This window comes from Micromonospora sp. RL09-050-HVF-A, assembly GCF_019374995.1.
Lineage (GTDB): Bacteria > Actinomycetota > Actinomycetes > Mycobacteriales > Micromonosporaceae > Micromonospora > Micromonospora antibiotica.
On record NZ_JAGKQP010000002.1, the window covers coordinates 1,912,153 to 1,926,618 of the forward strand.

Annotated in this window: 1 protein-coding gene and 1 pseudogene; both read right to left on the minus strand. The window is 73.8% G+C overall.

The annotated features are described in order from the left end of the window. Nucleotides 1-118: 118 nt before the first annotated feature. Nucleotides 119-4,225, minus strand: a pseudogene (locus tag J7462_RS08395) (type I polyketide synthase); the annotation flags it as partial. After that, a complete protein-coding gene (locus tag J7462_RS08400; protein ID WP_219463254.1) occupies nt 4,222-14,424 on the minus strand; it encodes a type I polyketide synthase in 10,203 nt (3,400 codons plus the stop codon). The pseudogene J7462_RS08395 and the gene J7462_RS08400, both read right to left, overlap by 4 nt. Nucleotides 14,425-14,466: the final 42 nt, after the last annotated feature.

Genomic DNA, 14,466 nt, shown 5'->3' on the forward strand with positions numbered 1-14,466 from the left:
GCAGGCCGGCGCGGCGCAGCCGGTCCACGGGGAGGGCGCGTAGTGTCGCGCGGATCCGCTCGTCCTCCGGGTCCGTGTCGGTGGCGGCGTCGAGCTGGGTGAGCAGGTACCCGGCGAGTGCCGCCGGGGTGGGATGGTCGAACACCGCACCCACACCGAGCGGCACCCCGGTCGCCGCGCTCAGCCGGTTGCGCAGGTCCACCGACGTCAGCGAGTCGAAGCCGAGGTCGTGGAAGGCGCCCGTCACCGGCAGCAGCGTGCCCGGCTGGTGGCCCAGCACGGTGGCGGCGGTGGCCCGGACCAGGTCGGTGACCGCCTGCCGACGGCCCGACGCGTCCAGGCCGGTCAGGTCCAGCACGGGCGGGGAGGTGGGTTCCCCCACCGGCAGCAGGGTCCGCAGCAGGGCCGGGGCGGTGGTCGGGTCGAGGGTCGCGGTGCGCAGGGCCGCCGCGACGACCACCGGTTCGGTGCTGGTCAGCGCCGCGTCGAAGAGGGCCAGCCCGGTGGCCACCGGCAGCGGGTCGAGGCCGGCGGCGGCGAGCCGGGCCCGGTCGGCGACGCCCAGGTCCCCGGTCATGCCCGCACCGGACCACGGCCCCCAGGCGATCGAGGTGGCCGGCAGCCCGGCCGCCCGGCGACGCTCGGCGAGGGCGTCCAGCGCGCTGTTCGCGGCGGCGTACGCGGCCTGACCGGCCGCCCCGAACAGGCCGGCGACCGACGAGAACAGCACGAAGAAGGCCAGGTCGGTGTCGCGGGTGAGCCGGTCGACGACCCGCGCGCCGGTCACCTTGGCCCGCCAGGCCAGCTCGAGCTGGTCGGGGGTGAGCCCGGACAGGACCCCGTCGGCGAGCGCGCCCGCCGCGTGCACCACCCCGCGCAGGGTGCGCCCGTGCAGCGCGGCAGCCACCGCGTCCGGGTCGGTGACGTCGCCGCTGACCGAAGTGGCGGTGACGCCGAGCGCGGCCAGTTCGGCGGCCAGGTCCGGTGCCCCACGGCGGCCGAGCAACACCAGGTCGCGGACGCCGTACGCGGTGACCATGTGGCGGGCGACGGCGCTGCCGAGGGCACCCGCCGCCCCGGTCACCAGGACCGTGCCGTCGACCGGCGGGCGGGGTCCGGTGGCGGCGGCGGTCAACTCCGGGACGCTGGCGACGCCGGCACGCAGCCGGACCTCGTCGTGGCCGGCGGCGGCTGCGGCCGGCAGTGCCGCCAGCGACGCCGGGCTGCCGTCGTGGTCGACGAGGGCCACCCGGCCCGGATGCTCGGTCCGGGCGGCACGCAGCAGACCGGCCACCCCGTCGGCCGCCGGCAGGGTGCCGTCGAAACCGACGACGAGCCGACCACCGGTGGGCTCGGCGAGCCGCCGTTGGAGGACCGCGAGCACCTCGGCGGTGCCGCTGCCGGCGCAGTCGAGCACCGGCGCCTCCCCGGCGGGCAGGTCCGTCGGCGTCCACCGCACCGCGTACAGCGGCGGCGTCGCCGGACCGGCGGCCAGCCAGTACCGCTGGTGTTGGAACGGGTACGTGGGCAGGTCGACGACCTGCCCGCCACCGTAGTACGCCCGCCAGTCCACCTCATGACCCCGCACCCACACCTGCGCCAACCCCGTCACCGCGCTGACCGCCTCGTCCACGCCCGGCCGCAGCATCGGGACACCGTCGGCCAGCAGCGACGACAGACCACCATCCGGGCTCAACTCCCACCACGACCGGGGACCCGCCGCCTGAACCGCATCGTGGAACCGCACCGGCTCACGCACCTGCCGCACCCAGTAATCCGGCTCCCCCAGACCACCGACCTGACCCGTCACCGTCGACACCACCGGGATCTGTGCAGGGTGGAACGACAGACCCTCGACCACCGTGCGGAACTCATCCAACATCGGCTCCATCAACGGCGAATGAAACGCATGACTCACCGACAACCGCCGCTGCCGCACCCCCAACGCGGTCACCACCGCCTCCGCTGCTTCCAAGGTCTGCTGCTCCGGGCCGGCGATCACCACCGCCGACGGACCATTCACCGCCGCCACCACCACACCACCCGACAGGAACGGCTCCACCGCCTCCACCGAAGCACGCAGCGACACCATCGCCCCACCCGCCGGCAGCCCCGCCATCAAACGAGCCCGCGCCGACACCAACGTTGCGGCATCCTCAAGGGACAACACCCCCGACACATACGCCGCCGCGATCTCCCCAATCGAATGACCCACCAAAACCGCAGGCCGCACACCCCACGACTCCACCAGCCGGAACAGCGCCACCTCCACCGCGAACAACGCCCGCTGCGCCACACCCGTGTCGTCCAAACCCACCCCGGAGGTCACCGCCTCCCGCACCTCCCCACCCAACAGGTCGCACACCTCGTCGAAAACCGACGCGAACACCGGAAACACCCGGTACAGACCCGCACCCATCCCCACCCGCTGACCACCCTGACCCCCGAACACCAGACCCAACCCGACAGGAACACCACCGGACGACACCGCGACTGAAGACGCGGCACCACCTGACGACGCCGCAACCGGGTCCACTGTGGAAGCGGCAACCGCACCGGACACCGACACCCGGAACTCCGGGGTCAGCGACGCCGAATCCGCGACCACCACACCGTCGAGCAGCACCGCACGCTCCGCGAACACCGACCGCGTCGACACCAACGACCACCCCACATCCGCAGCAGACGGCCCCTCCGACCCCGCCGCCAACGACCGCAACCGCCCCACCAACTCCCCCACCCCCGCAACCGACCGCGCCGACACCGGCCACGGCGTCACCACCACCCGCGACCCCACCACCGACACATCCGACCCCGCCGGACCGCCCACCTCCACCGGCGGTGCTTCCTCCACGATCACGTGCGCGTTCGTGCCACTGATCCCGAACGACGACACCCCCGCCCGCCGACGACCCCCCTCAGCCACCGTCCACTCCCGGGGCTCCCGCACCACCTCCACCGAGCCTGACGACCAGTTCACGAACCCCGACGGCTCGGCCACGTGCAACGACCCCGGCACCACCCCCGCCCGCATCGCCGACACCATCTTGATCACCCCGGCGACACCCGCCGCCGCCTGCGCATGACCGATGTTCGACTTCACCGACCCCAACCACAACGGCACCGACCGACCCCGCCCGTACGTCGCCAACAGGGCTTCCGCCTCGATCGGATCACCCAACCGGGTACCCGTCCCATGACCCTCCACCACCTGCACGTCGTTGACCGACAGGCCCGCCACCGCCAACGCCCGACGAATCACCCGCTCCTGCGACGGACCACTCGGCGCCGTCAAACCATTCGACGCACCATCCGAATTCACCGCACTGCCCCGCACCACCGCCAACACCCGGTGACCGTGGCGGCGGGCGTCGGAGAGGCGTTCCAGCAGCAGCAGGCCCACGCCCTCACCCCAGCCGACGCCGTCGGCAGTGTCGGCGAACGCCTTGCACCGGCCGTCCGGTGCCAGGCCACGCTGCCGGGCGAACTCCACCAGCAGGTCGGCGGTGGGCATCACCGTCACGCCCCCGGCGAGCGCCAGCGAGCACTCCCCGGCACGCAGCGCCGACGCCGCCAGGTGCAGGGCGACAAGCGACGACGAGCAGGCGGTGTCGAGGGTGACCGCGGGCCCGGTGAAGCCGAACTGGTAGGCGATCCGGCCGGAGACGATACTGCCGGCGCTGCCGCTGATCAGGAGCCCTTCGAGTTCGTCGGGCACGTCCTGACCGCCGAAGGCGTAGTTCTGGTACATGGTGCCGACGAACACGCCGGTGGGGCTGCCGGCGAGCGAACCCGGGTCGATGCGGGCGTGTTCGATCGCCTCCCACGAGGTTTCCAGCAGCAGCCGCTGCTGCGGGTCCATCGCCAACGCCTCCCGGGGGGAGATGCCGAAGAAGTCGGCGTCGAAGCCGGCGACGTCCGCGAGGAAGGCACCACCGGTGGCGTACGTGGTGCCGGGGTGGTCCGGGTCGGGGTGGTAAAGCCCGGCGAGATCCCAGCCCCGGTCGGTCGGGAACCCACCGACCGCGTCGACCCCCTCGGCGACCACCCGCCACAGGTCGTCCGGGCCGCGTACCCCGCCGGGCAGCCGGCAGGCCATTCCGACGATCGCCACCGGCTCGCTGATCCGGCTCTCCAACTGGGCGACGCGGGCCCGTGACCGGCGCAGGTCGGTGGTGGCCTTGCGCAGGTACTCCACGAGCTTGGCGCTGTCCTCGGCCATCACAGCTCCGTTCCCTGGTCGATGATGTCGTAGAGGCGGTCCACCGGGATCGTGTCCAGGTCGTCGGTGTCCGGGTCGCCGTAGTCGGCGGGTGGACGCAGTTCGATCAGGAGGCGTTCCAGCCGGTCGACCACCTCGTCGCCGCCCGCGTCCCCGGTGCGCAGCGCGGCCTCCAGCCGGTCGAGGGCGGCCATCGCCGAACCGTCCTCCCGCTCCTGGTCCGGCCAGCGCAGCCCGCAGACGAAGTCGGTGAGCGCGGCGGGGGTGGGATGGTCGAACACCACCCCGGCCGGCAGCGGCACACCGGCCGCGGTGCTGACCGCGTTGCGGAGCTGGGTGGCGGCCAGCGAGTCCACCCCCAGGTCGGCGAAGCGGCGGCCCGGGTCGACCTCGGTCGGGTCGGCGTGGCCGAGCACCTTCGCCGCCTGGGCGGTGACGAGGTCCAGCACCGCCTGGCGGCGGTCGGCCGGAGCGAGCGCGGCGAGCCGGTCGGCGGCCGGTCGCTGCTCCCCCGGCGTACGACGGGGGGTGCGGACCAGGGCGCGGAGCACGGGCGGCGGCATGTCGATCGCCCGCAGCGCGGCCGGGTCGAGCCGGACCGGCGCCTGCACGGCCCGGTCGTGGGCCAGCGCCAGGTCGAACAGCGCCCTGCCCTCGGCCTCGGTCATCGGCACCACACCGGTCCGGGCGACGCGTTCCCGGTCGTGCGCGTCCAGCGTGCCGATCATGCCGCTGTCCTGCGCCCACAGTCCCCAGGCCAGCGACACGGCGGGCAGGCCGAGGTGGCGGCGCAGCCGGGCCAGCGCGTCCAGCCCGGAGTTGCCCGCCGCGTAGTTGGCCTGGGCGGGCGGGCCGAGCAGCCCGGAGATCGACGAATACAGCACGAACGCGTCGAGGTCGAGATCCCGGGTCAGCTCGTGCAGGTGCCAGGCGGCGTCGACCTTCGGGGCCAGCACCCCGTCCAGCCGTTCCGGGGTCAGCGCGGGCAGCACACCGTCGTCGAGCACCCCGGCGGTGTGGATCACGGCGCGTAGCGGGTGGGCCGGGTCGGTCCCGGCGAGGAGTTCCGCGAGGGCGTCCCGGTCCGTCACGTCGCAGGCGGCCACGGTGACGTCCTGTGCGCCCAGGTCGAGCAGTTCCGCGCGGAGTTCCGCCGCGCCCGGGGCCGCCGGCCCGCGCCGACTGACCAGCAGCAGGCGGCGTACGCCATGGGTGGTGACCAGGTGCCGGGCGGCGAGCGCCCCCAGCCCACCGGTGCCGCCGGTGACGAGCACCGGTCCGGCCCACCGGCGGGACGTCGGGGTGGCACCCCGGCTGCGGACGAGCGTCGGGGTGGTCACCACACCGCCGGTCGCGGTGAGTTCGGTGGTGCCGGCTAGCAGGGCGTCCGGGAACGCCCGCGCCGAGCGGCGGTCCCCGTCGAGGGTGACCAGGCCGAACCGGTCCGGGTACTCGCTGATCGCCGAGCGGACCAGCCCCCAGGCGGTGGCGAGCACGACGTCCCGGTCCACCCCGGAGGCGACGAACACCAGGCGGCACGGGGCGAGTGCCCCGTCGCGGAGCCAGTGCTGGGACAGCTTCAGCACCCGTTGCGCCACCGTGTGCGCGTCCGCCGCCGGGTCCCCGGTGTCCGGGTAGGTCAGCGGGTGGAGCAGCACGTCCGGCCGGCCGGCCGCCGAGTCGAGCAGTTCGGCGAGGGTACGGTGCCGGCGCAGGCCGTCCAGCCCGTCGAGCAGCCCGAGTTCGTCGTCACCGAGCACCGCCCAGTCACCCGGCACACCGCCCGTCTCCCGCGTCGGGACGCGCCGGTCCTCCAGGTGGAACAGGGCGTCGCCGACGGACGGGCCGGCGTCGCCGCCGAGTTCGAGTTCGGCTTCCGTGGTGACGGTGCCGTCGTGGTCGACCAGGGCGATCCGGACGTGTCCGGTGTCGTGGTGCGCGATCTCGACGTCCACGGCAGGGTCGGCCCGGTGCACGGTCAGGTTCGTCCAGCGGACGGGCCGGGCGGGGGCGAGGTCGTCGAGTGCGGAGCGGAGCACGGCGGTGGGCAGTGCGCCGCCGTCGCCGGGTTCGGCGGAGAGCTGCCCGGTCGCGTGTTCGACCCAGGTGCCGTTGGGGCGGGAGGCGATGGTGAAGCCGACGCCGTCCACGGTGACCCGCAGTGGGCCGGGGTGCTCGGGCGGCACCTCGGGGACGAGTTCGGCGACGCCGGTGACGCCCGCGTGACGGGCCGCCGCCAGCGCCGCCTCCGCCAGGACGACGTGCGGCCCGGCCTCGGCCAGCGCCGACGCGGTCAGTACGCCGGCGAGGACGAACGAGTCGTCGGACAGCTCCACGGCCGCGCCCAGCAGCGGGTGTTCCACCGGGTCGAGGCCGACGCCCGCCACGTCCGTACGGGATGCCGGCGTCAGCCAGTACCGCTGCCGTTGGAACGGGTACGTCGGCAGGTCGACGACCTTCCCCCCGCCGTAGTACGCCCGCCAGTCCACGTCGTGGCCGCGTACCCACACCTGCGCCAACCCCGTCACCGCCGACACCGCCTCGTCGGCTCCCGGCCGGAGCATCGGGATACCGTCGGTCAGCAGGGACGACAGGCCACCATCCGGGCTGAGTTCCCACCAAGAGCGGGGACCAGCCGCCTCGATCGCCTCGTGGAACCGCACCGGCTCACGCACCTGCCGCACCCAGTAATCCGGCTCCCCCAGACCCCCGACCTGCCCGGTCACCGTAGACACCACCGGAATCTGTGCCGGCCGGAAGGACAGGCTCTCGACCACCGTGCGGAACTCGTCGAGCATCGGTTCCATCAACGGCGAGTGGAACGCGTGACTCACCGACAACCGCCGCTGCCGCACCCCCAACGCGGTCGCTACCGTCTCCGCCACGTGCAGGGTCTCCCGCTCCGGACCGGCGATCACCACCGCCGACGGACCATTCACCGCCGCAACAACCACGCCACCAGACAGATACGGCTCCACCGCCCCCACCGAGGCCCGCAACGACACCATCGCTCCCCCGGCGGGTAGCGCCGCCATCAGACGAGCCCGCGCCGACACCAACACCACCGCGTCCGACAGGGACAACACCCCCGACACATGCGCGGCGGCGATCTCCCCGATCGAATGACCCACCAGAACCGCAGGGCGTACACCCCACGACTCGACCAGCCGGAACAGCGCCACCTCCACCGCGAACAACGCCCGCTGCGCAACCCCCGTCCCATCCAGACCCACACCAGAGCCGATCGCCTCATGGACATCCGGCCCCAACAGGCCACACACCTCGTCGAACACCGACGCGAACACCGGAAACGCCCGATACAGACCCGAGCCCATCCCCACCCGCTGACCACCCTGACCCCCGAACACCAGACCCAACCCACCCGACGCCAACGCCCGCACCCCAGATGCAAGCGACGCCCCATCCGCGACCACCACACCGTCGAGCAGCACCGCCCGCTCGTCGAATACCGACCGCGTCGACGCCAACGACCACCCCACATCCACCCCCGACACCCCGCCAACGACTGTCGACTCCGGCGGATCACCGTCGACCCCGTCAACGGCGGTCGGCATCGACGGACCGCCGTCCGCCCCCGTCCCGGGTCCCGAACCGACCGTCAACGCGCCGAGCTGCCCGACCAACTCCCGCACCCCGGCGGCGGTCCGCGCCGACACCGGCCACGGCGTCACCCCCACCGGGATCGGTGACCCCGTCACCACCGCGTCCGCCTCCACCGGCGGTGGCTCCTCCACGATCACGTGCGCGTTCGTCCCACTGATTCCGAACGACGACACCCCCGCCCGCCGACGACCACCGTCAGCCACCGTCCACTGCCGGGACTCCCGCAGCACCTCCACCGCACCCGACGACCAGTCCACGAACCCCGACGGCTCGGCCACGTGCAGCGACCCCGGCACCGTCGCGTGCCGCATCGCCAGCACCATCTTGATCACCCCGGCGGCACCCGCCGCGTGCTGCGTGTGGCCGAGGTTCGACTTGACCGACCCCAACCACAACGGCTCCGACCGACCCTGCCCGTACGTCGCCAACAACGCTTCCGCCTCGATCGGGTCACCCAACCGGGTGCCGGTGCCGTGGCCCTCCACCACCTGCACGTCGGACACCGACAGGCCCGCCACCGCCAGCGCCTGGCGGATCACCCGTTCCTGGGACGGGCCACTCGGCGCGGTCAGGCCGTTCGACGCGCCGTCGGAGTTCACCGCGCTGCCCCGCACCACCGCGAGCACGGGGTGGCCGTGGCGGCGGGCGTCGGAGAGGCGTTCCACCAGCAGCATCCCGGCGCCCTCGGCCCATCCCGTGCCGTCCGCGTCGGCCGAGAACGCCTTGCACCGGCCGTCCGGCGACAGCCCGCCCTGCCGGCTGAACTCGACGAACAGGGTCGGGGTGGACATCAGCAGCGCACCACCGGCGAGGGCGAGATCGCACTCCCCGGCGCGCAGGGCGTTCGCCGCCAGGTGCAGGGCCACCAGCGACGACGAGCACGCCGTGTCCAGGGTGAGGACCGGGCCGACCAGGCCGAGGTGGTACGCGAGCCGGCCGGACGCGACGCTGTTGGCGCTGCCGGTGAGCAGTTGCCCCTCGAACTCGGGCACGGTGGCGAGCAGCGAGCCGTGGTCCTGGCTGCTGACCCCGACGAAGACACCGGTCCGCGAGCCCCGGGCGGCGAGCGGGGGAATCCCGGCCCGCTCGAACGCCTCCCACGAGGTTTCCAGCAGCAGCCGCTGCTGCGGGTCCATCGCCAACGCCTCCCGGGGTGAGATGCCGAACAGGGCCGGGTCGAAGTCGGCGATCCCGTCGACGAAGCCACCCTGGGTGGCGTACGTGGTGCCGGGGTGGTCCGGGTCGGGGTGGTAGAGGTGGTCCAGGTCCCAGCCCCGGTCGGTCGGGAAGTCACCGATCGCGTCGGTGCCCTCGGCGACCACCCGCCACAGGTCCTCGGGGCTGCGTACCCCGCCGGGCAGCCGGCAGGCCATCCCGACGATGACGACGGGGTCGTCGTGGGTACGGATCGGGGTGGCGACCGGGGCGGGAGCGGGGGCACCGGCGATCTTCGTGGTCAGCCAGGTGGCGACCGCCGACGGGGTGGGATGGTCGAACACCAACCCGGCGGGCAGGCGCAGCCCGGTCGCCGTCGCCAGCGCGTTGCGCAGTTCCACGGCGGTCAACGAGTCGAAGCCCAGCTCGGTGAAGGGCCGGTCGGCGGGGACCGCGTCGACGCCGGAGTGACCGAGGACGCCCGCGACGCGTTCCCGTACCACCTGGAGCAGGGTGGCGGTGAGTTCCGCGCCGTGCTGCCCGGCGAAGACCGCGGTGGGGTCGGCCGCCGCCACGGCCCGCCGGGCCGGGCGACGGACCAGCCCCCGCAGCACCGCCGGCGGCTCACCGGTGATCCTCGGCAGGTCCATCCGCATCGGTACGAGGTGCGGGTGGCCGGTCGCGGCGGCCAGGTTGACCGCCGTGTCGAACAGGGCCATCCCCTCCGCCCGGTCCAGCGGGGTCATGCCGGCCCGGGTGATCCGGTCCCGGTCGGCGGTGGTGAGGGCGGCGGTGATGCCGCCGTCCTGTTGCCACAGTCCCCAGCCGAGCGACAGCGCGGGCAGCCCCCGGGCCCGGCGGTGGGCGGCGAGCGCGTCGAGGAACGCGTTGGCGGCGGCGTAGTTGGCCTGCCCGGGGCCGCCGAACACGGCGGCCGACGAGGAGTAGAGGACGAACGCGTCCAGGTTCCGGTCCGCGGTCAGCTCGTGCAGGTGGGAGGCGGCGTCCACCTTGGGGCGGAGCACCCGGGCGAGCTGCTCGTCGGTGAGTGCGCCGACGACCGCGTCGTCGAGCACCCCGGCGGTGTGCACCACCGAACGGACGGGATGGCTGTCGAGCAGCCGGGCCAGGTCGTCCCGGTCGGCCACGTCGACGGCGGCGACGCTGACGGTGACACCGAGGCCGGTCAGCTCGGCCACCAGTTCGCCCGTGCCCGGTGCTCCGACGCCCCGGCGGCTGGCCAGCACGAGTTCGCGTACGCCATGGGTGGTCACCAGGTGGCGGGCGACCAGCGCGCCCAGCCCGCCGGTGCCGCCGGTGACCAGCACCGGGCCGGGGAGGCGCACGGGTCCGGCCGTCGGGGTGGCGACCCGGGCCAGCCGGGCGGCGGTCCAGGTGCCGGCCCGGACGCTCACCTCCGGTTCGTCACCGGCGGCGAGCCCGGCCGCGACGGTGGGGACGGTGGCCGGGTCGTCGGTGTCGACCAGGACGAGCCGTCCGGGGTTCTCGGTCTGGGTGCTGCGCAGCAGCCCCCAGGCGGCGGCCAGGGCGGGATCGTCGGCGACGCGTTCACCGGCCACGACCACCCGGGTGTCGGCGTACGCGTCGGTCAGCAGGGTACGGACCAGGGCGAGGGCGGCGGCGACGGCGGCGTGGGTACGGCCGGCGAGGTCGGGGTGGCCGGGGTCGACGGTCAGGTGGTGGCAGGCCACCGGGGCGGGGCCCGCGTCGAAGGCCGGAGCGGGGGCGGCGACGGGCGGGGCCGCCACCGGCACGGCCACCCGCTCGTAGAGGTGTTCCTGGTGGGGCCGCCCGGCGGACCGCAGCGCCTCGGCGGAGACGGGGCGGGACAGCAGCCCTCCGACGGTGACCACCGGCGCACCGGACTCGTCGTAGCCGGTCAGGGTGAGGCTGCCGGTCGACTGTTCCCGCAGCCGTACCCGCAGGGTGGTCGCGCCGCCACGGTGCACCTGCACGTCGCTCCAGGAGAACGGCAGGCCACCGGGGCGGGTGTCGTCGAGTACGCCACGCAGCAGCGGGTGCAGGCAGGCGTCGAGCAGGGCGGGGTGCAGCACGAACGCGTCGGCGTCGGCGTGCCGGTCGGCGGGCAGGCCCACCTCGGCGAGGATCTCGTCGCCGAGGTGCCACAGCCGGCGCAGGCCACGGAACGCCGGGCCGTACCGGTGGCCGTCCTCGGCCAGGCGGGGGTAGGCGTGTGTGACGTCGACCTCGCGGCTGCCGGGTGGCGGCCAGGTCTCCTGCCCGGTGGGGGTGGTGGAGGGCGCGGCGGTCAACAGTCCCTCCGCGTGGGTGGTCCAGGCGGGGTCCTCGCCGCCGGTGGTGTGCGGGCGTGAGTGGACGGTCACCGGTCGTCTGCCGTCGGGGTCGGGCGCGCTGACGGCCACCTGGATCTCCACCGGTTCATCGGTGAGCACCAGCGGCTCGGCGATGGTCAGCTCGTCGACGACGCTGACGCCGAGGTGGTCGCCCGCGCGCAGGACGAGGTCCACGAAGGCCGTCCCGGGCAGGAGCACGGTGTCGAGCAGCGCATGGTCGGCCAACCACGGATGGGTACGCAGGGACACCCGTCCGGTGAGCAGCACGCCGTCACCGGCGGCCAGTTCGACAGTCGCGCCGAGCAGCGGGTGCCCGGCGGAGCGTAGGCCGGCGCTGGTCACGTCGCCCCGCCCGGCCCCGGCGTCGAGCCAGTACCGCTGGTGTTGGAACGGGTACGTCGGCAGGTCGACGACCTTCCCCCCGCCGTAGTACGCCCGCCAGTCCACGTCGTGGCCGCGTACCCACACCTGCGCCAACCCCGTCACCGCGCTGACCGCCTCGTCGGCTCCCGGCCGGAGCATCGGGATACCGTCGGCCAGCAGGGACGACAGACCACCATCCGGGCTGAGTTCCCACCAAGAGCGGGGACCAGCCGCCTCGATCGCCTCGTGGAACCGCACCGGCTCACGCACCTGCCGCACCCAATACCCCGGATCCGCAAGATCCTCGACCGTTCCGGTGACGGTCGACACCACCGGAATCCGCGCCGGCCGGAAGGACAGGCCCTCCACCACCGTGCGGAACTCGTCGAGCATCGGCTCCATCAACGGCGAATGGAACGCATGACTCACCGACAACCGCCGCTGCCGCACACCCAACGCGGTCGCCACCGCATCTGCCGCTCGCAAGGTCTGCTGTTCCGGGCCGGCGATCACCACCGCCGACGGACCATTCACCGCCGCGATGACCACGTCGTCGGACAGAAACGGTTGCACCGCATCAGCGGAGGCCCGCAGCGACACCATCGCCCCACCCACCGGCAGCCCCGCCATCAAACGGGCCCGCGCCGACACCAACGTTGCGGCATCCGCAAGGGACAACACCCCCGACACCTGCGCCGCCGCGATCTCCCCAATCGAATGACCCACCAAAACCGCAGGCCGCACACCCCACGACTCCACCAGCCGGAACAGCGCCACCTCCACCGCGAACAACGCCCGCTGCGCCACACCCGTGTCGTCCAAACCCACCCCGGAGGTCACCGCCTCCCGCACCTCCCCACCCAACAGCGCGCACACCTCGTCGAACACCGACGCGAACACCGGAAACGCCCCACACAACCCCACACCCATCCCCACCCGCTGACCACCCTGACCCCCGAACACCAGACCCAGGCCGGAGGCCACCACCCGGGAGTCGACGTCCGTCCCGGCCGGGGACGACGGTTCGGCGTCGCCTGCCGGTGGGACCGCCGCCGACCAGCGGAGTTCCGGGGGCACCGAGGCCGAGTCCGCGACGACGTCGCCGTCGAGCAGCACGGCGCGGTCGTCGAACACCGTCCGGGTCGACGCCAGGGACCAACCCACGTCGGCCGCCGGCACCGTCGGGTCGGCGGCGGCGCTCCACGGGCGGAGCCGCTCGACCAGGTCCCGTACCCCGGCGGTCGTCCGCGCCGACACCGGCCACGGCGTCACCGGTACGGCGTCGGACTCGCCTGTGGCCCCGGCCGACGGGCCCGCTTCGGCGGGTGACCCGTCGGGCGACGGGTCCGTCACGGCGGGCGGTTCCTCCAGGATGACGTGCGCGTTGGTGCCACTGATCCCGAACGACGACACCCCCGCCCGCCGCCGGCCCTCCGCCGTCCACGGCCTCGACCCGGTCACCACCTGCACCGCACCCGACGACCAGTCCACGAACCCCGACGGCTCGGCCACGTGCAGCGACCCCGGCACCACCCCCGCCCGCATCGCCGACACCATCTTGATCACCCCGGCGACACCCGCCGCCGCCTGCGCATGACCGATGTTCGACTTCACCGACCCCAACCACAACGGCACCGACCGACCCTGCCCGTACGTCGCCAACAACGCCTGCGCCTCGATCGGGTCACCCAACCGGGTGCCGGTGCCGTGACCCTCCACCACCTGCACGTCCGTCGGGGTCAGGCCGGCGGATTCGAGGGCCTGCCGGATGACGGCGCGTTGGGCGGGGCCGTTGGGTGCGGTGAGCCCGTTCGACGGACCGTCCTGGTTGATCGCGGAACCCCGGACGACGGCGAGCACCGGGTGGCCGTGACGGCGGGCGTCGGAGAGCTTCTCCAACAGCAGCATGCCGGCGCCCTCGGCCCAGCCGACCCCGTCGGCGGCGGCCGAGTACGACTTGGCCCGGCCGTCCGGGGCCAGCCCCCGCTGCCGGCTGAACTCGACGAACGTGCCGGGGCTCGCCATCACGGTGACGCCACCGGCGAGGGCCAGCGTGCACTCCCCGGCGCGCAGCGACCGGGCGGCGAGGTGCAGGGCGACCAGGGACGACGAGCAGGCGGTGTCGACGGTGACGGCGGGACCGGTCAGGCCGAAGGTGTAGGCGATCCGGCCGGAGGCGACACTGCCGGCGCTGCCGGTCAGCAGGTAGCCCTCGAACTCCTCGGGGACGTCGCGGACCCGCAGGCCGTAGTCGCCGTACATGATGCCGGTGAACACCCCGACCGGGGTACGCCGCACCGAGGCGGGGAGGATGCCGGCCCGTTCGAACGCCTCCCAGGTGATCTCCAGCAGGAGCCGCTGCTGCGGGTCGACGCCGAGCGCCTCCCGGGGGCTCATCCCGAAGAAGGCGGGGTCGAAGTCGGCGGCGTCGTGCAGGAAGCCACCCTCGTGGGCGTAGCTGTGGCCGGCCCGTTCCGGGTCGGGATCGTAGAGGTCCGCCGGCCAGCCCCGGTCGGTGGGGAAGTCGGAGATGGCGTCCCGGCCCTCGGCGACCAGGTCCCACAGGTCCTCCGGGGAGCCGACCCCACCCGGGTAGCGGCAGGCCATCCCGACGATGGCGATGGGTTCCCGGTCCCGTTCGGTCAGCTCGGTCAGCCGCTGCCGGGCCTTGTACAGGTCGGCGCTGACCTTCTTGAAGTATCCGAGCAGCTTCTCGTCGGCCATGTCGGTCTCTTCCGCCCTTGGTCGTCAGATGGGGTCGGTCGG